Annotated in this window: 21 protein-coding genes; 10 read left to right on the forward strand and 11 right to left on the reverse strand. The window is 66.4% G+C overall.

What is annotated here, in order from left to right:
• Positions 1 to 17: 17 nt before the first annotated feature.
• Genes ABD116_RS21925 through ABD116_RS21935 form a run of 3 tightly spaced genes read right to left on the reverse strand, consistent with a single transcriptional unit; the run spans position 18 to position 3898 of the window.
• Positions 18 to 1346: an AI-2E family transporter gene (locus ABD116_RS21925; protein WP_343973174.1), complete on the reverse strand. Its 1329-nt coding sequence runs from the start codon at positions 1344 to 1346 to the stop codon at positions 18 to 20.
• A 30-nt stretch (positions 1347 to 1376) separates the two neighbouring features.
• Positions 1377 to 2747 (reverse strand): glutamate mutase L, encoded by a 1371-nt coding sequence (locus tag ABD116_RS21930; protein ID WP_343973177.1) that lies wholly within the window; start codon positions 2745 to 2747, stop codon positions 1377 to 1379.
• Positions 2744 to 3898, reverse strand: a complete 1155-nt coding sequence (locus tag ABD116_RS21935) for a cystathionine gamma-synthase (RefSeq protein WP_343973180.1) — start codon at positions 3896 to 3898, stop codon at positions 2744 to 2746. The genes ABD116_RS21930 and ABD116_RS21935 overlap by 4 nt, the downstream gene beginning before the upstream one ends.
• Positions 3899 to 4039: 141 nt before the next feature.
• On the opposite strand from ABD116_RS21935, the gene ABD116_RS21940 reads away from it, so the two are divergent.
• A complete protein-coding gene (locus tag ABD116_RS21940; protein WP_343973183.1) occupies positions 4040 to 4621 on the forward strand; it encodes a hypothetical protein in 582 nt (193 codons plus the stop codon).
• A gap of 8 nt (positions 4622 to 4629) precedes the next feature.
• Positions 4630 to 5670 carry a hypothetical protein gene (locus ABD116_RS21945; protein ID WP_343973185.1) on the forward strand — a complete coding sequence of 347 codons (1041 nt, stop codon included), beginning with the start codon at positions 4630 to 4632 and terminating at the stop codon, positions 5668 to 5670.
• Positions 5671 to 5681: 11 nt separating this feature from the next.
• Here the strand turns inward: ABD116_RS21945 and ABD116_RS21950 are convergent, their stop codons facing one another.
• Positions 5682 to 6266: a TetR/AcrR family transcriptional regulator gene (locus tag ABD116_RS21950; protein ID WP_343973188.1), complete on the reverse strand. Its 585-nt coding sequence runs from the start codon at positions 6264 to 6266 to the stop codon at positions 5682 to 5684.
• Between the two features lie 90 nt (positions 6267 to 6356).
• On the opposite strand from ABD116_RS21950, the gene ABD116_RS21955 reads away from it, so the two are divergent.
• Positions 6357 to 8519 carry an MMPL family transporter gene (locus tag ABD116_RS21955; RefSeq protein ID WP_343973191.1) on the forward strand — a complete coding sequence of 721 codons (2163 nt, stop codon included), beginning with the start codon at positions 6357 to 6359 and terminating at the stop codon, positions 8517 to 8519.
• A 75-nt stretch (positions 8520 to 8594) separates the two neighbouring features.
• Here the strand turns inward: ABD116_RS21955 and yczE are convergent, their stop codons facing one another.
• A complete protein-coding gene (gene yczE, locus ABD116_RS21960; protein WP_343973194.1) occupies positions 8595 to 9284 on the reverse strand; it encodes a membrane protein YczE in 690 nt (229 codons plus the stop codon).
• Positions 9285 to 9346: 62 nt separating this feature from the next.
• Between yczE and yczR the strand changes: the two genes are divergently transcribed.
• The 5 genes from yczR to ABD116_RS21985 all read left to right on the forward strand — a co-directional run bounded on the left by yczR (position 9347) and on the right by ABD116_RS21985 (position 15465).
• Entirely contained in the window at positions 9347 to 10786 is a 1440-nt protein-coding gene (yczR, locus tag ABD116_RS21965; protein WP_343973197.1) for a MocR-like transcription factor YczR, read from the forward strand.
• A gap of 87 nt (positions 10787 to 10873) precedes the next feature.
• Positions 10874 to 11518 (forward strand): peptide-methionine (S)-S-oxide reductase MsrA, encoded by a 645-nt coding sequence (gene msrA / locus ABD116_RS21970; protein WP_343973200.1) that lies wholly within the window; start codon positions 10874 to 10876, stop codon positions 11516 to 11518.
• Between the two features lie 162 nt (positions 11519 to 11680).
• Positions 11681 to 12058: a YciI family protein gene (locus ABD116_RS21975; RefSeq protein ID WP_343973203.1), complete on the forward strand. Its 378-nt coding sequence runs from the start codon at positions 11681 to 11683 to the stop codon at positions 12056 to 12058.
• A 1089-nt stretch (positions 12059 to 13147) separates the two neighbouring features.
• Positions 13148 to 14875 (forward strand): tetratricopeptide repeat protein, encoded by a 1728-nt coding sequence (locus ABD116_RS21980; RefSeq protein ID WP_343973206.1) that lies wholly within the window; start codon positions 13148 to 13150, stop codon positions 14873 to 14875.
• A gap of 251 nt (positions 14876 to 15126) precedes the next feature.
• The gene (locus ABD116_RS21985) at positions 15127 to 15465 is read left to right on the forward strand and encodes a YciI family protein (protein ID WP_343973209.1); all 339 of its coding nucleotides are present in this window, start codon (positions 15127 to 15129) and stop codon (positions 15463 to 15465) included.
• Here the strand turns inward: ABD116_RS21985 and ABD116_RS21990 are convergent.
• From ABD116_RS21990 to ABD116_RS22005, 4 genes are all read right to left on the reverse strand, one after another.
• On the reverse strand, positions 15462 to 16376 hold the full coding sequence (locus ABD116_RS21990) for a phosphotransferase (protein WP_343973211.1): 915 nt from the start codon (positions 16374 to 16376) through the stop codon (positions 15462 to 15464). The two genes, ABD116_RS21985 and ABD116_RS21990, sit on opposite strands and share 4 nt — an antisense overlap.
• Before the next feature lie 30 nt (positions 16377 to 16406).
• Positions 16407 to 16937 (reverse strand): DinB family protein, encoded by a 531-nt coding sequence (locus tag ABD116_RS21995; protein ID WP_343973213.1) that lies wholly within the window; start codon positions 16935 to 16937, stop codon positions 16407 to 16409.
• Between the two features lie 155 nt (positions 16938 to 17092).
• Complete coding sequence (locus ABD116_RS22000) at positions 17093 to 17407, reverse strand: nucleoside triphosphate pyrophosphohydrolase (protein WP_343973214.1); 315 nt, start codon at positions 17405 to 17407, stop codon at positions 17093 to 17095.
• Positions 17404 to 18027 (reverse strand): histidine phosphatase family protein, encoded by a 624-nt coding sequence (locus ABD116_RS22005; RefSeq protein WP_343973216.1) that lies wholly within the window; start codon positions 18025 to 18027, stop codon positions 17404 to 17406. The genes ABD116_RS22000 and ABD116_RS22005 overlap by 4 nt, the downstream gene beginning before the upstream one ends.
• A gap of 339 nt (positions 18028 to 18366) precedes the next feature.
• Between ABD116_RS22005 and ABD116_RS22010 the strand changes: the two genes are divergently transcribed.
• On the forward strand, positions 18367 to 19341 hold the full coding sequence (locus ABD116_RS22010; RefSeq protein ID WP_343973219.1) for an alpha/beta fold hydrolase: 975 nt from the start codon (positions 18367 to 18369) through the stop codon (positions 19339 to 19341).
• Here the strand turns inward: ABD116_RS22010 and ABD116_RS22015 are convergent.
• Positions 19338 to 19640 carry an ArsR/SmtB family transcription factor gene (locus tag ABD116_RS22015; protein WP_343973222.1) on the reverse strand — a complete coding sequence of 101 codons (303 nt, stop codon included), beginning with the start codon at positions 19638 to 19640 and terminating at the stop codon, positions 19338 to 19340. The genes ABD116_RS22010 and ABD116_RS22015 overlap by 4 nt on opposite strands.
• Before the next feature lie 81 nt (positions 19641 to 19721).
• On the opposite strand from ABD116_RS22015, the gene ABD116_RS22020 reads away from it, so the two are divergent.
• Complete coding sequence (locus ABD116_RS22020; RefSeq protein ID WP_343973225.1) at positions 19722 to 20786, forward strand: zinc-dependent alcohol dehydrogenase family protein; 1065 nt, start codon at positions 19722 to 19724, stop codon at positions 20784 to 20786.
• A gap of 46 nt (positions 20787 to 20832) precedes the next feature.
• Here ABD116_RS22020 and ABD116_RS22025 read toward each other — a convergent pair whose 3' ends face one another.
• The gene (locus ABD116_RS22025; RefSeq protein WP_343973228.1) at positions 20833 to 21207 is read right to left on the reverse strand and encodes a PH domain-containing protein; all 375 of its coding nucleotides are present in this window, start codon (positions 21205 to 21207) and stop codon (positions 20833 to 20835) included.
• Between the last annotated feature and the right edge of the window lie 135 nt (positions 21208 to 21342).

A 21342-nucleotide genomic window follows, 5' to 3' on the forward strand; every position in this document is an offset into this window, starting at 1 on the left:
CGGAGGTGGGGGCGGGGTTAGGGCTTGTCGGTTGTGGGGGCTGGGGGGCGCCGACGGGGTATTGGGCGGCGTGGGATGGGGCGGGGTGGTTCTGGGTCTACGTCGTGGCCGGCCAGGTGGTTGACGATGGTGCTGAGGACGGCGGCCGTCGGGACGGCCAGTAGGGCGCCGACGATGCCGGCGATGATGACGCCGGTGGCGATCGACAGGATGACCGCCAGCGGGTGGACGTTGACCGCGCGGCCGAGCAGGAACGGCTGCAGGACGTGCGCTTCCAGTTGCTGGACGGCGATCACGACACCGAGCATGATGATCGCCAAGATCGGTCCCTTGGCAACCAGCGCGACCAGGACGGCGACGATGCCGCTGACCAGGGCGCCGACCACCGGTACGAACGCGCCGACGAAGACCAGGATCCCGATCGCGCTGACCAGCGGCAGCCCGAGGATCGCGGCGCCGAGCGAGATGCCGATCGCGTCGACCGCCGCCACGATGATGGTCGCCCGGACGAACGCGGTCAGCGAGACCCACGCCTTGCGGCCGGACGAGTCGGCCTTCTCGCGGGCGTGCCGCGGGAACAGCCGCACCACCCAGGCCCAGATCTGCGGACCCTGGTACAGGAAGAAGAACAGGCAGAACAACGCGATGAACAGGCCGGCCACGACGTGCGTGGCGGTCGTCCCGACCTCGGCCGCCCGCTGACCGATGCCGCCACCGTTCATCACGGTGTCGCGGAGCTTGTTCAGCGAGTCGGTGATGTCCTTCTCGGTCAGCCCGAAGTTGAGCCGGAGCAGGTCGCGCAGCTTCTGCCAGCCCTCGCCGACCTGGCCCGACAGTTGGTCGAACTGACCCGCGATCTGCGTCCCGACCAGCGTGAGCAACCCCGCGACCAGCGCGATCGTGCCGATCACCGTGATCCCGGCCGCGGCGCCGCGCGGCAGCTTGAGCCGGCTCAGCGCGTTGGTCACCGGCACCAGCAACGCGGTGAGCAGGATGCCGACGGTCACCGGTACGACGACCTCGGACAGGTACCGCATCCCGTACGCGATCACGAGCACGGCCGCGACGATCACCAGGAACCGCCAGGACCACGCACTGGCGATCTGCATCCCCGGCGTGACGCCGGTGTCGATCGTCCCCTTGCTGGACGCCACCAGCAGGTGCTCCTCGTCGCGCGTCGAGACGACCGTGTCGCTGACGTGGTCGTCTGCCGCGTTGTCGGCGACGGGGCTCTCCCCGTCCCGCCCGACCTCGGGCACATCGACCCTCGTCGCGCTCTCAGCGGGCACCGCCTCGGCGCCGTCGGTCGAGTCGTCCCGCCGCACCGGCTCGTCCGGCTTGCTCATGACACCTCCGCGTCTCAGGTTCTCCTGAGACTAGTGCCCGCTCCGGACGGTTCCATGAATGTGCGCGGCCAGTCCCTCGGCCGCCTTCGGATCCAGTTCAGCCAGCAGCCCGACCCCGGCCAGCACATAGTCGGAGTCGACACACGTGCGCGCTGCGGTCGGTACCAGCCAGCCTTCCTCCTGCGCTCCGGCCGAGATCCCACCGAGGATCCGCGCCGCGACCTCCGGCCCGTTGTGCCGCAGCACTCCCCCGGACCCGACCAGCAGATCAACCTCGCGCAGATCCTTCCCGGACCGCTCGATCACCCGCCCACCCGGTCCGAACACGACCCGCTGCCGACCCGCGTGCCGCCGGAGCGCCACGGTCGCCGCCACTCGCGCCAGCGTCTCGTCGTACGACGCCTCCGTCGCATCACCCGGCAGGAACGACGGGTCCTCGTGCCGACGCACGGCCGCCGCCTCGAGCGCAGTACCGGCCTCGAGCAACCCAGCCTCCACACCAGCGCCAACGACCGGTACGGCGCTCCAGCGCATCCCCAGGTCGCCTTCGACCGTCCGCGTCACCGGATGCGTGGCGACCACCTCACGTCCGAGGTTCGCGTCCTCCGGATCGAGCTCGATCACCGAGTGAACGTCCGTCGTCGCCCCACCGATGTCGACGACGGCGACGTCTCCGTGCAAGGTGGCGAGGACCTCGACGCCGCGGAGTACGACATCCGGCGTCGCCGCCCGGACCATCCTCGCGAAACCCGGATCGCGCGACAGATTCTTGCCACCGATCACATGTGCCAGGAACATCTCCCGGATCGCCGCCCGCGCACTGTCCGGCGCGAACAACCCGATCTCCGGCACGACGTTGTCCGCGATCACGTGCGGAACATTTGCCTCCGACAACGACTCACGGATCCTGGACTGTGCCTCGACGTTGCCCGCAACAACCACCGGCCGCCGCCACTTGTACTTCGCCAGCACCGCGGCCGCGTTGGTGATCACCGCCGAGTTGCCGCCATCGGTACCACCGAGCAGCAGTACCACATCCGGCCGCTCGGCCCTGAGCGCCTTGAGCGAGGTTGCCGTCAGCCCACCGTTGACCACGGCAACCACCCGGCCGCCACTCGACAACGCGACCCGCCGGCCCGCTTCCGCGGTGACGAGCTCTTCGTTGCCGACGACACCGATGCGCAAGCCACCGCCCGCACTCGAACAGGCCAGTACCTCCGCCTCGGCGACACCCGAGTCCGCCGCCAGCAACGCAGTACGGCAGGCGTACCAGCCGTCCATCACGTCGCTGTCGACGGTCGTGCGGTGTTCGGCCCGGGCGACCAGGTCACCCGAGCCGGCGTCCACCGCGATCGCCTTGGTGAAGGTCGACCCGAAGTCGACCGCCACCCACAGGCTCATGACATCGCGCGGTCGAGGTCCTGGAGCAGGTCGTCGATCGTCTCGATGCCGACACTGAGCCGGATCAAGTCGGCCGGGACCTCCAGCGGCGTACCGGCGACCGAGGCGTGCGTCATCTTGCCCGGGTGCTCGATCAGCGACTCGACCCCGCCGAGCGACTCGCCCAGCGTGAAGACCTCGGCCTTGTTGCAGATGTCCAGCGCGTGCTGCTCACCACCGGTGACCCGGAACGACACGATGCCGCCGAACCGCTTCATCTGCTTGGCGGCGGTCTCGTGGCCGGGGTGACCCTCGACGCCCGGGTAGAGCACCGAGGTGACGCCCTTGTGCCGCTGCAGGAAGTCGACGACCTTCTCCGCGTTGTCGCTGTGCCGGTCCATCCGGACGCCCAGCGTCTTGATACCGCGCAGCACCAGGAACGAGTCGAACGGGCTCGCGACGGCGCCGATCGCGTTCTGGTGGAAGGCGATCTTGTCGGCCAGGTCGGCATCGCGGACGATCAGCGCGCCGCCGATCACGTCGGAGTGCCCGCCCATGTACTTCGTGGTCGAGTGCACCACCACATCGGCGCCGAGCTCCAGCGGCTGCTGCAGGTACGGCGAAGCGAAGGTGTTGTCGACGACCAGGATGGCGCCCGCGTCGTGCGCGATCTGCGCGACGATCGCGATGTCGGCGACGTTCAGCAGCGGGTTCGTCGGCGTCTCCAGCCAGACCACCTTGGTCTTGCCGGGGCGGATCGCGGCCCGGATCGCCTCCGGGTGGGTCACGGCCGCCGGGGTCATCTCGACGCCCCAGGCGCCGAGCACCTTGGAGAACAGCCGGAAGGTGCCGCCGTACGCGTCGTCGGGGAAGACGACGTGGTCGCCCGGCACGCACAGCGACCGGATCAGGGTGTCCTCGGCCGCCAGCCCGCTCGCGAACGCGAATCCGCGGGTGCCCGCCTCGATCGCCGCCAGACACTCCTCCAGAGCCGTCCGGGTCGGGTTGGCCGACCGGGAGTACTCGTAACCGTTGCGCAGCCCGCCGACACCGTCCTGCTTGTAGGTGCTGGTCGCGTAGATCGGCGGCACCACCGCGCCGGTGGTCGGGTCGGGCTCGTTTCCGGCGTGGATCGCAAGCGTCTCGAAGCCGTAGGAGTGTTCAGAGTTCACCGGACCAGCGTACGGCCTGGTCCCATTCCGGCTGGAATCCCGTCCCAGCCGCGAGACATGCCTGTGGATAACGGTCGGCGGGTGCACCTGGGATGGGCCTAGAGTTTCGCTGGCTGACGACAGACGGAAGGAATCCGCCGGATGAAGACGCAGGACAGGTCGCTCGACGAGGACAGCCTGGCGATGGCCGACCTCGCCGAGATCACCGACTGGACCCCGATCGCCGGGCCCGACGACGACGAGTCGGGCGAGGCAGTGGTCCGCGCGCTCGTCCATCGGGTGATGGCCTCGACCACCTGGAAGCCGTGGCCGCTCGAGCCGGGCGAGACGATCGACGACGAGATGGTCTCCTGGGGCTTCACCACCGGCCGTGGCATCACGATGGTCGTCTTCGCCGGGCTGGCGTTCTCGGACTGTCCGGACAGCGGCTGGTCGGCGTACGACATCGGTCCTGATGATCTGAAGGCCGCGGAGGCCGGGCTGGACGAGCGCTGGCCCGATCACCTCGCGCTGGCGACGCAGCATTGGGGTGTGCCCGACTACGTGAACGACGACAGCGCCGACGGGTTCGACGACGAGTGGGAACCGGGAGCGGGTGCGGGCCGTCGGCATCTAGCGGTCTGGGTGCGGCCGGGAGCGCAGTACCGGCTGTACAGCACCAGGCCGAGTAGCGATCCGCTGACGACCGCTGTCGGGGTCAACTACGCCGTCTACATCGACTAGGAGATCCGATGAGCCTCTCGAACCCGTCCCCGCGCCGGCTGACCCGGCGAGGCACCCGGACCCTGAAGGCGGCGTACGCCCAGGCGCAACGTGACGTGAAGCGGATGGACCCGGCCGTGCTGGCCGCCATCGGTCGCTCGAAGATGAACAGCCAGGACCTGAAGCACCTGGCTCACGCCAACATCAACGGGCTGCAAGGCGGAAACCAGGAGCGCGTCGCCCAGCAACTCAACGCGCAGGCCGCGGCGCAGGTCCAGGCGACGACCCCGGCCTCGCAGCGCACCCGCAACCCGTTCAAACAGCTCTCGAACTGGAACCAGAACCGCAAGGACATCCGGCACGGCAAGCAAACGCTCCAGATGGCCTACGCCCAGGCCAAGAGCGAGGTGAAGCGCATCGACCCTGCCGTCCGGCAAGGCATCGGCCGCTCCCGCGTCACGAAGCAGGACCTGGCCCAACTCTCCGTCGCCCAACTGGACGCACCACTGCGCGCCGGCATCAACCAGGCGGCCCAACACCACCACACCCAGGCCCGAATCGCCGCGGCAACCGCCGCCACCCAGCCCCCACGCCAATCCGCCGGCCAACGAGTAGCCAACGCGGTGAACACCGCCTCCCGCTGGAAGAACGCCGTCCGCGACGGCGCCAACGGCGCGATCGCCAAGGCCGAGAAGTTCCGCACCGACTACAACGAACGCCGCCAGAACCCGATCGGCCGCAACGCCCCCGCTACCACCGCCCCCTCGACCTCACCTCAGCCCGACCTCGCAGCCCAGAAGGCCGCCCAGGCCAAGGCTGTCCACGCCGGCCTGAACAACACGATGCTCACCCCAGAAGCCACCTCCCAGTCCCCCGAGGCCGCCTCGCAGTCTCCCGAAGCCGGCACCGGCCGCCACCGCGCCCCCGAAGCAGCCGCCGCCTTCGACGGCATCGCCCCGGCCAACGGGGCCGTAGCCTCCAAGCCGGCCACCCAACAAGCCACCACCGGCCAAGGCGAAGCCGTCCCCGCCCACAACAAACACCACAAACCCGAAGGCCAGGAACGCTGACCCGCGGGTTGTTAGTTGGTTTTGCGGGAGAGGACTGCGCCGGCTGCGTCGAGGAGGATGGCTTTCAGCTCGGCGTCGGAGACGTCGGATTCGTCCAGGCCGGTTGAGAGGACGGCGCCGACCACCTCGACGGCAGCGGCCGCGAGTACCCGGTCGGTGGGGGTTGGGTCGGGGCCGGCCAGCCAGAGTTGGAAGGCTCGGCTCTGGGCGATGAGGTCGTCCAGCTGGTCGTCGAAGGCGGCCAATACGGCGGTGATGTCGCGCAGGACGGTCGGGCCGGTGCTGCGGTGCTTGATGACGACGTCGAGGTAGGCAGCGAGTAGTTCGCGCTCGCGGTCCGGCGACCACGGCTGCTCGCCGACCTGGGCGAAGACGCTTTTGATGTCGTCGAAGAAGGTACCGATGATCGCCTGCAGGAGATCTTGTTTCGACGAGTAGTGGTAGTACAGCGACGCCTTGGTGATGCCGACCTGTTCGGCGATCTCCCGCAGGCTGGTCTTCTCGTAGCCGCGGCTCGAGAACAGCTCGAGCGCCGCCCGGTGGATCTCCGCCTTGGTGTCGCGAGCCTTGTCGCGCGCTCCGCTCTCATGCTGCACGTGACCACCCTCTCACTTCTCTTACCTACCGTGCGGCAGGTAGTCTACCTACCGACCGGCAGGTAGTTGGAAGGCAAGGGAGGGACCCTCGTGTTCAGCAAGCTCGGACGCTTCGTCGTCCACAACCCGTGGAAGGTGATCGCCGCCTGGGTGGTCGCCGCGATCGCCGTCCTGGCGTTCGCGCCGACGCTCGCGGACGTCACCAACAAGGACCAGGCGAGCTTCCTGCCTGATTCGTACGAGTCGGTTCAGGCGCAGCAGCTCGCCGCCGACGCGTTCGGCCAGACCAACGACGCCACCGCGAGCATCGTGATCAAGCGCGGCGACAACGGCGTACTGACCGCCGCCGACCAAGCCGAAGCCGCCGAACTGGCCGGCAAGATCACCGCCGAACACATTGACCGCGTCACCGGCGCCGTCACCGGCCCGCAGGCGCTCTCCCCCAACAAACAGGTCCAGCTGGTCAGCGTCGGACTCAAGGGACTGCCCGACGACCAGGCCGTCCTCGACGCCGTCCAGCAGGTCCGCGACCTGATCGGCCCCGCGATGGCCGACAGCGGACTCCGGTACGGCGTAACCGGCGACGCCGCCCTCTTCCTCGACAACCAGGACGCGTTCGACAACGCCTTGGTGGTAGTCGGCATCGCGACCGTCGTCCTGATCATCGGCCTGCTGCTGTTCATCTACCGCAGCCCGATCGCAGCCCTCCTGCCGATCCTCACCGTCGGCCTGGTCACCGCGGTCGCGCCCGGCCTGATCGCGCTCGCCGCCAAGGCGTTCGACCTGGAGGTGACGCAGGACCTGCAGACCCTGCTGACCGTCGTACTGTTCGGCGTCGGCACCGACTACATCCTCTTCCTGCTGTTCCGTTTCCGCGAACGCCTCCGCGCCGGCGAGCAGCCGAAGGAGGCGCTCGTCACCGCGACCGTCCGCGTCTCCGAGGTGATCGTCTCGGCGGCCGGCGCGATCGTCGTCGCCTTCAGCGCGCTGCTGCTGGCCGTGTTCGGCGGCTTCAAGAGCCTCGGCCCGGGCCTCGCGATCGCCGTCGCCGTGATGGCCTTCGCCGCGATCACCTTGATCCCCGCCGTCGTCTCGCTGCTCGGGCCCAAGGTCTTCTGGCCGAGCAAGTCCTGGCAGAAGACGCCGAAGGGCGCGGCCTTCAAGCGCATCGGCCGCTTCACCGCCCGCCGGCCGGGCGTGGTCGCGCTGGTCTCCGGCGGCATCATGGCAATCCTCGCCCTCGGCACCTTGGGCATGAAGGTCGACTACGACGCCTTCAGCCAGCTCCCCAAGGACACCGAGTCGTCCAAGGCGATCAAGGACCTCCAGTCCGGCTTCCCGGCCGGCGCCCTCGACCCCACCACGGTCTACGTCAAGAGCACGGACGGTACGCCGCTGAGCCCCGCCACCCTCACGTCGTACGCCGAAAAGCTGGCGAAGGTCGACGGCGTAGGCGCTCTCCTACCAGCCACCCCCGACGGCTCACCCGTCCTGCTCAACCAGGACAAGACTGTCGCCAAGCTCAACGTAGTACTCAAGAACCCGCCCTACGCAAAGGCATCCCTCGACCTCGTCGACGGCCCGTTGCGCGACGCGGCCCACGCCAACAAGCCGCCCAACACCACGACCCTGCTGGGCGGAGTCAGCGCGAGCTACACCGACATCCGCGACGCGAACAGCCGCGACCTCAAGGTCATTTTCCCCGTCGCCGGCGGCCTGATCGCGCTCATCCTGGCCCTCCTGTTGCGCAGCCTGCTCGCGCCCCTCGTACTGATGCTGGCGGTGGTACTCAGCTTCTTCGCCACCATCGGCACGACCGTCTTCGTCTTCCAGGGCGCGGCCGGCCACGCGGGCGTGACGTTCTCGCTGCCGATCATGCTCTACGTCTTCGTCGTTGCCATCGGCACCGACTACAACATCTTGATGATCGCCCGGCTACGCGAGGAAGCCGAGCGCGGCACCGATCCCCGCGAAGCCGCCGACCTGGCGATCGAACACGGCGGCCCGTCGGTCGCCGCGGCCGGCCTGATCCTCGCCGGAACGTTCTCCTCCTTGATGCTCGCCGGCATGGCACTCCTGACCGAGATGGGCTTCTCGGTCGCGGCCGGCATCGTGATCTCCGCGTTCCTGATGTCGATCCTGCTCGTCCCCAGCGTGACCGCACTCCTCGGCCACCGCGCCTGGTGGCCACGCAAAATCACAACAGCCCCGGTCTCCAAGGCCGAGGACCGCAGGCTCGAGCCGGTCGGCTGACCCTCATGGATTCCACAGGCTGAGGGGTCCTGTGGGTGTGCGGCTGCCGGGCCCCCTGGTCCGGCAGCCGCAGCTTTACCTGGCCGCTGCTTCGGTCTTGAGCTTGACCGTGAAGAGCGGAAGAAGGATGTGGACCAACGGCCCGATTGCCAGCGCATAGGCGACAGTCCCGATGCCGACCACGCCACCGAGCAACCAGCCGACCGCGAGCACGGTGACCTCGATACTCGTGCGGACAAGTCGCACGCTCTTTCCGGTACGCCGGACAAGCCCGGTCATCATGCCGTCGCGCGGGCCGGGGCCGAGCTGGGCGCCGATGTAGAGCGCACCCGCCAGGGCGTTCACCACGATGCCGGCCACCATGAACACGATCCGCAGCCAGAGCTGATCCGGCCGGTCCACGAGCGCGATGGTCAGGTCGACGGCCAGGCCGATCACGATGGCGTTGCTGATCGTGCCGAGTCCGGGCCACTGCCGCAGCGGGATCCAGGCCAGTAGCACGATGAAGCTGACCACGATCGCGATCGTGCCGAAGCTGAGGTCGACGTGCTTGGTCAGGCCGGAGTGCAGGACGTCCCAGGGGTCGAGGCCGAGGTTGCCCTGGACCATCAGGCCCATCGAACCGCCGTACAGCAGCAGCCCGATGTACAGCTGGATCAGGCGGCGCGGCAGGTGACCGGCCTTGAGTTGCTCGATCGGGTTCAGCGCGGCCAGCTGGCGGCCTCGGACTGGTTTGGCGGCAGGGGCTTCCGAAGTGGCGGTCACAGGATCCAGTTTGCGGCCGATTGGCCTGGTGTTCGATAGCCACTTGGGCAATAGTGGACTGCATGACAGGGCAACAGCTCCCCGCAAGCACTCTGGCCGGCCTGCTCGGTACGTGGTCGGACGACTCTGGACCGGCGTACCGGAGCTTGGCCGAGCGACTGCGGCTGCTGATCGCGGACGGGCGGATCATGCCTGGCGCGCGGGTGCCGTCCGAGCGCGAGCTGACCGACGCGCTCGGGGTGAGCCGGACGACGGTCGCTTCGGCGTACCGGGAACTGCGCGACCGCGGGTATCTGGTGAGCAGGCGGGGTTCGGGCAGCGTCACCTCGCTGCCGTCGAAGGTCGAGCCGGAGCTCGGGCGGCATCACGCGCCGTGGATCGACACCGTCGGGCTCTACGACTTCACTTGCGCGGCGTCGCCGTCCGTGCCGGGGATCAACAGCGCGGTCGCCGAGGCCGTCGAGGATCTGCCGCTGCATCTGGCGACGCCCGGGTACCACCCCCAGGGACTGCCCGAGTTGCGGGAGGAGATCGCCGCGTCGTACCGGGCCCGCGGACTGCCGACGACGGCTGACCAGATCATCGTCACGGCCGGCGCGCTGGCCGCGACCGCGATCGCGGTCCGGGCGATGACACAGATCGGCGACCGGGTGCTGACCGAGAGCCCGACGCATCCCAACTCGGTCGACACGATCCGGCGGGCGGGGTGCCGGGTGGTCGGCGTACCGATGAGTCCTGACGGCTGGGACCTTCCTTTGCTGGAGGCAACGATCCGGCAGTCGGCGCCGCGGGCCGCGTGGATGGTGGTGGACTTCCAGAATCCGACCGGGCGGTTGATGTCTGCTGCGGATCGGCAGCGGTTGGCTCGGGCGTTCGCTCGGGCCCGGACGACCGTGATCATCGACGAGACTCTGTATGAGTTGCCGCTGGACGGGCAGGAGATGCCACCGCCGTTCGCGTCGTTCGATCCGCAGGGCGTGATCACGCTGGGGTCGGTGAGCAAGTCGTTCTGGGGCGGGCTGCGGATCGGGTGGCTGCGGGTGCCGGAGACACTGGTCGCCCGCATCCTCGACGCGCGCGCGTCGCTCGACCTGGGGGCGCCCGTGCTCGAGCAGCTGGTCGTTACTCGGCTGCTGCGGTCGTACAGGTCGGTACTGCCCGAGCGGCGGGCCGCGTTGGCGCTGCGGCGGGACACGCTCGCTGCGGCGCTCCATACCGCGCTACCGTCGTGGCGGTTCACGTTGCCCGGTGGTGGGCTGTCGATGTGGTGTGAGCTGCCGGAGCCGGTGGGGTCGAGCCTGGTGGGGGTGGCCCAGCGGAACGGAGTACTGCTGGTCGCTGGGTCGCGGTTCTCACCTGATGGCGGGTTGGAGTCGTTCTTGCGGCTGCCGTACACACTGGATCCGGATACGCTGCGTGACGCCGTGGAGCGGTTGGCGGCGTCGTACGAGTCGCTCACGGCGGGTCCACCGCTCCGGCGTACCGCCGCGATGATCGCTTGACGTAAACGCCCCGTAATCGGCCGGGGGAAGGTTCACCCCGGGCGTCGCGTTGAGAGACTATGAAAGCCACTTTGCGAGAGGCGTGAGATGTCGTTCTTCAACCGCAACACAGCCCTGGTCGAGCCCGAGCGCGCGCTGCCCGGCCGCCCAGAGCCCACCTTCGCCGTACCGGCGGACAACATCGTGCTCGGTACGCCGCAGACCGCACCCGCTCCCGAGGGTTTCGAAGAGGTCTGGTTCGGCACCGGTTGCTTCTGGGGCACCGAGGAGATCTTCTGGCAGCAGCCCGGGGTCTACACGACCGCGGTCGGCTACGCCGGCGGTTACACCCCAAACCCGACGTACGAAGAGGTCTGCTCCGGCCGCACCGGCCAGACCGAGGCGGTCCGCGTCGTCTACGACCCCACCAAGACCACCTTCACCAACCTGCTGAAGGTCTTCTGGGAGACCCACGACCCGACACAGGGCATGCGCCAGGGCAACGACCTCGGCTCCCAGTACCGCTCGGCGATCTACTACACCACCGAGGCCCAGAAGGCAGAGGCAGAGCGCACCCGCGACCTCTACGCCCCCGTCATCAAGCCCCTCGGCTACGGCGACATCACCACCGAGATCGCCCCCCTCGACTCCCACTACTACGCCGAGGGCTACCACCAGCAGTACCTAGCCAAAAACCCCAACGGCTACCGCTGCCACAGCAACACCGGCGCCAAGTTCCCAGTAGACGCCTAACCCCACCCGCGACCCCACGCGATGCGAATCAAACCCGCATCGCGTGGGGTCAGTGCATTACGCGCTCGAGGACCTGCGGTTGAAATGTCGAGAGTCGCTGGTCGGTGCCGATGTAGCTTCGAGAGGGCCGATCGGCGGCTGCTCTGACGTTAGGGAACTCTGATGAAGTACGTCGTACTGATCCACTCCAACCCGCAGCCGTGGGGCCATCCGACCGGGGACACGGTGGCCGAGCACCAGGCCCTTCCCAAGGCCGAACGCGACCGGTTGAACTCGGACTTCGAGAAGCTGTTGGGCGAGCTCCAGGCCAGCGGCGAACTGCTCGGCGGCGAGGCGCTGGGCGACCCGGCCAAGTCCCGCCTCTACCGCTACTCCCGTAGCCGCCCGGTCATCACCGACGGCCCGTACTCGGAGGCGAAGGAACACCTGGCCGGCTTCTTCCTCATCGACGTCGCCACCCCAGAACGCGCCGACACCGTAGCCCAAACCTTCGCCGGCCCCGGCGAAACCATCGAACTCCGCCCGATCCACGTCTTCTGAAGTCCCCGTGGTACGGCCATCACAAGCAGTATCTAGCCAAACCCCAACGGCTACCACTGCCACACCACCGGCGTTAAGCTGCCGACAGACGCAGCCCTACCCATCCTCATCTAGCGGGCTGACGTCTTGAGCCCACCCAAACCACCACGGCCCCACGTATTGCGGATTAAACCGCGATCGCGTGGGGCCGACGTGTTGCCCTACCCGAACTCATATGTCGCGCCTGCCACACCGAGCCCACCCAAACCAGCCCCGCCTTCGCGCGATGTCCACTCGACCCACACTGCGCGCAACGGACGCCAGGCCTACCGCGGCCCGGAGAACTGTTCTGGCTGCATCCCCAGCAGCCCTCAACGCGCGAGCGGTCGCGCTAGGCAATGACCCCATATGGGCATGTGCCAACGCAACGACCTCGGCTCCCAATACCTAGCGAAGCTGTCCGAAGCTACATCGCGCGGCGGGCGGATGCCGTAGACCAAGGCGCTGCGGCCCAGGGGTCGGATCGCCAGGCTGGCAACTCCTTGTTCAGCGATCTTCAACGGTTCCGCGCCAGGGACCGACCGGGTCGCTGTTGGCGACTTCAGACCGTCTGTCCTTGGCCGAGAGGGGTCGGCGGTAAGACTGTCGAGGAGGCTCCGAAGTCGGCCTCGATCGTTGTAGACACACATGCGCTCAGGTAGCCGGGGATGGAAACACCGTGAACAAGTGCACTTTGCCGGACGGAGTCCAAGTAGAGGAAGTCGTCAAGGCCGGTCGCGAGCGATTAGCCGCAGGCCTTGCAGGGAAGTCTCCCATCCTGCCAACCGTCGCGACCGCTTCGATACTCCCGCAGCAGTCATCACTAAATACGGCGATGTTGCATGCGCCAGAGACCACCTCGGTAGATCTACTTCGTGGCCTCGTCCAGTAGCGACCATGCCTGCCCGCTTGCGCGGCTCGGGCCAGCAAAAGACTGCCTACGCAGCCTGCCGGTCAACAGAAACCTCAGATAGGTTCGACTCGCCGATGGATGCGGAACCAGACACAACGCGGGACACTATTCATCGCACATCGCGTATGACGGCGATCTGATCTTATTGGGGGGCTTGAATGAGCAGTCATGTGGAGCCTGAGGCTACCACTACCGGAGATCCTGACTGGGCGGATGAAGTCGAGCACCCCGCAATTCAACAGGTCGGAGACCTACTTCTAGCTGAGAGGTACGCCGAAGCCAGTTCTCTCGCCGCAGACCTGAAGGACGACCCTGCATCTCGCCCAATCGCTGAGCTACTACTTGCCCAAATCGCCGAAGATGAGGACAATCTCGGGCAAGCATTAGCGCATATCGAAGATGCCGTACGTCTAGCGCCGAACAACGTGCGAATAACCGCAAAGTATTTGGACCTACTCTTTGCGGTCGGAAATTATAGGCGAGCACTCGATTTTGCCTCCAGGCTATCCCAACATGTCAGATCACATCCCAAAGTACGGTACGAGATGTACTGGGTCTACTACGGCACCGATTGGCACGCCCACCTACGCGAAGAATTTTCACTGATCCCTGATAACGACCCAAGCGAGCCATACGTTTCAACAATCGAAAGGCTCTACGTTCGCCTGAAGCGCGCAACAGTCGATCACCTGCTACTGAGAACAGAGAGGGCGAAGGCCGAGAATTTCAAGGTCCAGTGCGAGGACCTCTGGGTGATAGACAAGCTATCTTTTCGTAACTTGTCGCAATATTATCGACTGAATGCTCAGTTGGATAGCGCTGCGCTTTCATACGCTCGAACGTTTGAAAACTGGAGAATAGTTCGGGCCGCATTGCGAAGCATATTCCTCGTGGCAGCCATTTCGGGATTGGCAGTCCATTACTCCAGCAACTCCAGCCCACACCCAGCACTCGAGCGAATCCTGCTTATGCCGCTTTCATCGATTGCAGTATGCGTTCTCGCAGCTTCCATCTTCAGATTGACACGCTACTACTCCCCGCAGACGTTTTTCATTGGACTTACCGGACTGGCAGCCATTCTGACTGGGACTGGCATGTATCGCCTAATCAGTCAGTCGCACAGCAAACTCCACCTGCTATCGCTTGGCATTATCGGCGGCGGGATTATCGTCAGCGCCGCCACCGTGAGTCAATTGATCACTTCACTATATTTCCGGAAATGGTGGCGTCGACATTACCGCCTGTTTGCTAGAGCAAATGTTATAGACATGCTCGCATCCATCCTTTCGGGTATGGCAAACGTCGATAAGCAAAACAATCCGGTCATTCGACGGAGATGGCTCTCGCAATTAGAATCGGCCGCAAAGTTGCTGGAATCCGAAGTGCCGAAAGAGGCTTGCCCGAACGACCCCGTAACGCGCGCTTGGCTCTCGGATCAACTCAAAGGAGTAGCGCAAACCTTACGACACCTGAAACGATCCATGATTGCTCCTTCTGGGAAGAGCTGGGAGACCGCGAGCAACGTTCTACGCCATCAGATCACTGCAATATCGACGGAGAATTGGTTTGCAGCCAAATATCGAGCACCAGAGCCGCGAGCCAAGACCAGCCGGCGGGATCAACTTCAAGCCGTCGGGAAATTCGTAGCCATAACATTAATTCCCGGCCTCGGCTATATCGCAATCGCTCCCGTCCTGGGAGCCGCTGAGAATTCAATCCAGAGAGGAGCCTTGCTCAGTGCCGCTTGGGGCCTTCTCTCGGCATTATTTACTCTGGACCCGGCAATCAAAGATAAAACAGCAGCAATGCGCGAGATGTCGGACACGTGGAGCCAAGTCGCAGATCGAAAAATTGAGGCAGAGAAGGCGCCACCCCGTCCAACCTAGACCGACTACGGATCCAATACGCCTTCAGTTCCAGCGAACGGCGCGGCGACCACGCCCGACGGCAAGATCCCGATGACCTTCACCCAGATTGTCGAGCGCCCAACACCGATCCGTGGACTGGTCGGCGGGTGACTCACTGATGTCCGGCTATCTCGAACAACTGTGCGAGGTCTCCTGTCGGATTTGGAGATGGACGTTCGTAGTACGGATGAGTGGTAGCTGGAGTGGCTGCCGGGATGTGGAGGGGTGAGATGCCGGAGTACTTGATCTCGTTCGGGCGTGGGGCGATGGGGCACATCAGCGAGGAGGAGCTGCCCGAGGTGGGGCGGCCGGCCGCGGCGGTGTGTAAGGAGGCCGAGGAGGCGGGGGTTTATGTGTTCGCCGACGGGCTGCAGTACGACGGGGATGGTGTCGAGCATGCGGTCGTGGGCATCGATGGGAGTGTTACGGATGGACCTTATGCAGAAGGCAAGGAGCTCATCGGCGGGATGTTGATCGTCTCGGTGCCGACCAGGGCGGATGCGTTGGGGTGGGCTGCGAAGGTTGCTGCTGCTTGCCAGCGCGCGCAAGATGTGCGGAAGTTCGGCTAGAGCGGGTTGATGCCGAGGGCTGCGAAGCGGTCGGTGAGGTCGTCGATCCAGGCGGGTGGGGTTCGGCCGTCGGGTAGGGGGACGCCGGCTTCACTGCGCCAGAGGGCGTCGCTGAGGACGGTACGGAGGTGCCAGGCCATCACTCGCGGCATAGAGAGGCGTCGGCCGGTGAGGTGGTCGTAGTGGCGTTGGGTGGCAGTTAGTAGCTCTACGCCGGGGCCTGTTCCGGGGAAGCAGCGCAGGTCGTACTCCGCCTCTGCGAGGCCTGCGGTCTCGAAGTCGACGACTGCGCGGAGTTGGTCGCCGTCCCAGATCTGGTTGCCGCCGTGCAGGTCGCCGTGGACGAGGACGGTCGGACCCGGCGTTGCCAGTACTTCGTCCGCCCAGTCGCACCACGCGAGAACGGCCGGACGCTGCTCCGGCAGAGTCCACTGAACGAACCGTTCACGCAGTACGTCCGTCGAGACCGGCGGCAGCGATGCAGGGCGGAGGGCGCCGACCGAAGCTTCGACGCCGGCCAGTGTCGCCGCAGAGTGCAGCTCGCTCAGGAAGTGGGCGAGTTGTCGACCGGCGTCGTCCAGGTCGACAGAGTCCACGATGTCGAACAACGCCCTGCCCGGCACAACCCTGGTCACCAAGAGCACCGGATCGGTGCTGCTGGCAACGACCTCCGGCAGGTGCGGGATCGGCAACGCGTCCAGCATGGCGATCTCGTGCGCTAGTCGGAGCGCCGCCGGTTCCGACCACGCGTACTTCGCGACGTACCTCTCCCCCACGACCGCACTCGCCGACCACCACACCGGGTCGTCCTCATCCCGCGACTCGCGCACCACGATCGGGTACGCCGCCAGCGCGGGCGCGAGCTCCTTTAAGGCCTCGGCGAGCGCGGCGGGTGACTCCAACCACCTCATGCCCGCCGAGGCTACTTCCCCGAGAAGCGTTCAGCCCATCGTTTTCTGGCCGTCGATCGTCTCGCGGATGATGTCGGCGTGGCCGGCGTGCTGGGCGGTTTCCGCGGTGATGTGCAGGAAGACCCGGCGTACCGTCCAGAAGACACCCGGCGGTTGCCACGGCGCCGCCGGGAGTTCGTAGCTCGCGTCGAGGTCGAGCGTCCGGACGAGATCGTCGGTGGCAGCCGCGACCTTCTCGTACTCGGCCAGTACGCCGGCCAGCGTCTCCCCCTCGGCCAGCCGGAACTGGTTCTCCCACTCGGCGATCATCTCCGGCGTGAACTCGACCTCCGCCGGAACCTCCTTGCCCCCACCGTTCTGCGCGAACTCGGCCCAGTTCTGCTCGACCGCGGTCACGTGCTTGATCAGCCCACCGATCGTCAACTCGCTGACCGTGCTGCGCGTGTTGGCCTGCTCGTCGGTCAGCCCCTCAGCGGTGTGCCGCAGGAAGTACCGGTGCTTACCCAGAAAGTCCAGAATGTCGTCCCGCTCACCAGTCACGATCCGCTCCTTCGTAGTCATGACTCCACCCTAAAGACGGTAGCGGCCAACTTCTGACCTCTACTCCTACCACTTCTTTGCGCGACCACCTGATCCCGCCGGAGCGGGGTTAGCCGGGGTTCGGGGCAGTGCCCGGCCTCTCGGCCACATCGACTGGGGCGTACCGAGCGGTCGGGTCAGCGGCAGCCGAGCCAGACCAGGCGGTTGGTGAAGGCGCCTTTTTCGGCGGCCTTGGATTGGCGGAGTTGCTCGAGCGTTGGGTGGTCGGTACCTAGGTCGGCGGCCAAGGCGTAGACGACTTCCAGTACGTCTGCCAGTTCTTCGATGGCGGCGCTGGAGTCGGCGGTGAGGAACTCGTCGACCTCTTCGAGCAGCTTGTCGCGGAGCCGTTGGCGGTACTCGGCTGGGGCGGCGACATAGGTGATCGGGTCTTCGCCATTGGCGCGGATGAGGTCTGGGATGCGGTCTCTGACCAGCTTGCCGTCGCTCACAGACCCGCCTCTGGCTTGGGGAAGCCGGTCCAGCGGAGGTCTTTGGGCAGGTGCCGCATGTCGTTGTAAACAAGGGCTGTTGCAGGACGACCTGGGGTGTAGCGAAGGACGGTGAGCGCCGCGTTGCAGTGGTTGAGCGCGAGCCAGCGCCAGCCCGGTGCGCCCAAAGCCTGGGTGACGAGATACCCGACCAGGAAGTTGTGCGTGATGAGCAACTCGTGCCGATCCTCGGGCCCGTCGGCTGGACCGGTGAAGAGCTCCAGAGCCTGGCGCGCAAGCGGCGGCCCCTCTTGCAGCTCATCAGGCGTGAACTGCCCCAGCACGTTACGCACGAAGTCGGCGTACTCAGCCGGTACTTCGCCAGCCGCCGGCGCAGCAGGAAGATAATCACCGGCCGCCGCCGAACCCTCCGCCGGAACACCCGCCCGCAACAGCCCACCAACCACCCCAGCCGTCTCCACCGCCCGCGGCAACGGACTGTGATGAAACGCCGCGAACCGCACGTCCCGAAGCCGCTTCCCCAGCAACTCCGCCTGCCGCCGCCCCTTCACAGTCACCCCACTCTGATCCGGCAACGCCTCCCCATGCCGAACGAGGTACAGGTAACGAGTAGCGGACATTCCGGCCTCCCTATGCTCCAGCGATCCTCACACAACCACGGTCCTCGGATAAGCCATTCACTCACAGGCGCAGGCATGTCACGCTCGAGTGGTGAGCACTAGGGACAGCGAGGATGAGCACGGAAAACCGGTACCACCGCCAACCTGGCCGGGTGATCCCGAGTTGCCCCCAGGCGCCGCCCTCCACCGCGAAACCGTCACGAATCCGGACAGCACGACTACTGAAACAGTCACCATCGCGGAGCTGTGAGCAACGAGCCGGGGCATGACCCGTCGGGGCATTTAGTGTGCCTGGACGGCGGCGTCGATCCGCGGTGCTGCCTGGCGAGGGGTGGGCGAATGGACATGGACCGGAGGCGGTTGCTCGCGCTCGGAGCGGGGGCAGCCGTGGCTGCTGGGGTCACCGGAGCAGCGCCGACAGCACAGGCGACGGGCACGACCACGGGCACAAGCGGCGTACCGTCCGATGCCGCACTGGCACGGAAGCTGGGGCTGCGGAGCAAGTACGCGAAAGGTCAGCACTACGTCATCGGCGGTCACGGTGAGCCGCTGGTACTGCTGCCAGGCTGGCCACAAACCTGGTGGTCCTTCAACAAGATCCTGCCCGCGCTGGCCAAGCACTACACGGTGATCGCCGTCGACCTCCGCGGCATGGGCGGATCAGCCAAGCCGGCCGACGGCTACGACAAGAAGACAATGGCCGCCGATGTCTACAACCTGGTCCGCCACCTCGGCTACGACTCGGTCAACATCGCCGGCCACGACATCGGCGCGATGGTCGCGCACAGCTTCGCGGTCAACCACCGCGCCGCGACCCGCAAGCTCGTACTGATGGACGTCGGCCACCCCGACCCGTCGCTGTACGACCTGCCGCTGCTCGTCCGCCCCGGGCAAGGCTTCAGCCTGTGGTGGTTCGCGTTCAACCAGGTCCAGAGCCTGCCCGAGAAGCTGATCACCGGCCGGTCGCGGCACATCGTCGACTATTTCATGGACGCCTTCCCACCGGATCCGTCGGCGATCGACGAGCTCTCGAGGCGCGTCTACGCCCACGCGTACGCCGCTCCGGACGCGATCCGCGCCGGCAACGCGTGGTACCAGGGCTTCCACCAGGACGTAGTCGACTTCGCCGGCTACGGCAAAATCACCGCGCCGTTCCTCGGTCTGACGTCGGAGTACAGCTACGAGTCCAACCTGGCTGTCTGGTCCGGCCAGGGCACCGACGTACGGGTCCACAAGGTCCCCGGGACCGGCCACTTCCTCGCCGAGGAGAACCCACAGGCAGTGATCAGCGAGCTGACCACCTTCCTCGGCTAGCCGACAGCGAGGGCGTCCAACAGCCCCGGGAAGGCCTTGTCGAGATCGTCGCGACGCAGTGCGTTGAGGCGGGATGTGCCGACGTAGTACTGCCGGATCAGTCCCGCCTCACGCAGCACCTTGAAGTGATGCGTGGCGGTCGACTTGTGCACCGCGATGTCGAAGTCACCGCACTTGATGTCGTGGTCCGCGGCGTCGAGCTGCTGGACGATGCTCCGGCGGACCGGGTCGACGATCGCCTCCAGCACCTGCTGGAGCTCGAACTCGGAGACCTCGGGATGCTGCGGCGCACGTGCCATGACCCCGATAATACGACATCCATCATAGTTTGATGGATTTCAAAGTTTGACAGTTCTCAAACTTCCGCCTTGACTGGACGCATGACGACGACCGTGCGCTTCCACGCCACCGGCGGCCCCGACGTACTCCGCCTGCACGACCTCGATCCAGGCGAGCCCGGCCCCGGCGAGGTGCTGCTGCGGATCGACGCGATCGGCCTCAACCGCGCGGACATCCTGTTCCGCAGCGGCAACTACATCGAGTCGGTGCGGCAGTTCCCCGCCGGCCTCGGCAGCGAAGCCGCCGGCGTGATCGAGGCGCTCGGCCCCGGCGTCACCGGCTTCACGATCGGCCAGCCGGTCAGCGTCATCCCCAACTTCTCCCAGAACGACTACCCCCTGTACGCCGAACGCGCGCTGGCCCCCGTCACCGCTCTCATCCCCCGCCCCGACTCCGTCGACGCCGTCTCCGGCGCGGCCGTCTGGATGCCGTACCTGACCGCGTACGGCGCGATGGTCGAGATCGCCCACATCCGCCCCGGCGACGTCGCAGTCATCAACGCCGCCTCCAGCAGCGTCGGCCTGGCCGCCATCCACACCGCCAACCGCCTAGGCGCAACCCCGATCGCCATCACCCGCACAACCGCCAAACGCCAGCGGCTCCTTGAGGAGGGCGCGGCCGAGGTCATCGTCTCCGGAGAGGAGAACGGGCTGGGGCAAGGGCGCCGGGATGGGCTGGGCCAAGGCGACGGGCAGGAGCGCCAAGGCGGCGGGCTCGCGAGCGGCATCCTCGAGCTGACCGGCGGGCGAGGTGCCGAGTACATCTTCGATGCCGTGGCCGGCCCAGGAGTCGCCGAGCTCGCGCGAGTGGTCGCCCCCGGCGGCACCCTCTTCCTCTGGGGAGCATCCAGCGGCCAGCCGACGCCGTACCCCGGCTTCGACCTCGGCATGCCCGCCCTCAACCTCCGCACGTACACCGTCCACGAGATCACCCGGCACCCAGAACGGTTGCGCAGAGCAACAGCCTTCGTCTCCAGCGGCCTGCAAAGCGGCGCCTTCAAACCCACCGTCGACCGCCTCTTCACCCTCGACAACATCGTCGAAGCCCACAAGCACCTCGAATCCAACACCCACTTCGGCAAACTGGTCGTCACCGTCCCCCGCTGATCCGGTCAGCTACGCTGCCCGCGAATGCCTTGTGGACGCAAGGCATTCAGAGCACATAGCTCGCGATCATCTGGCCGAGCTGCCGGATGTCCGAGGTCCCCTTGAACTCGAGGCGGACCTTGCCCAATCCGCTGAACCACAGGTCCAGCTCGGCATCGAGGTCGAAGGTGCCGGCGGTCTCGACCGAGAACGCCTGGATCTTCTTGTAGGGCAGCGAGGTGAAGTCCCGCTTCCGGCCGGTCATCCCCTGGACGTTCACGGCGATCAGACGCTTGTCGGTGAAGACGACGAAGTCCCGGACCGCCTTGAAGCACGACACGAGCTGTTCGCCTGGGATCAGCAGTGGAGCCACCATCGGACCGAGGTCGCCGACCGCGGCCGGACTGAGCTTGAAAACAGAACCGTTCGAGAAGTCGATCATCCCGCCAGGCAATCACAGGCAGGCCTTGTACCTCGCTCACCTCGCGGCGGAATCCAGCACCTACTTCGGCAAACTCGCGATCACCGGGCCGCGCTGAATTGCGGACGCGAATTGTCCGGGTGATGTTCTAGCGTG

Origin of the sequence: Kribbella koreensis, from assembly GCF_039525325.1 — a bacterium.
Classification (GTDB): Bacteria; Actinomycetota; Actinomycetes; order Propionibacteriales; family Kribbellaceae; genus Kribbella; species Kribbella koreensis.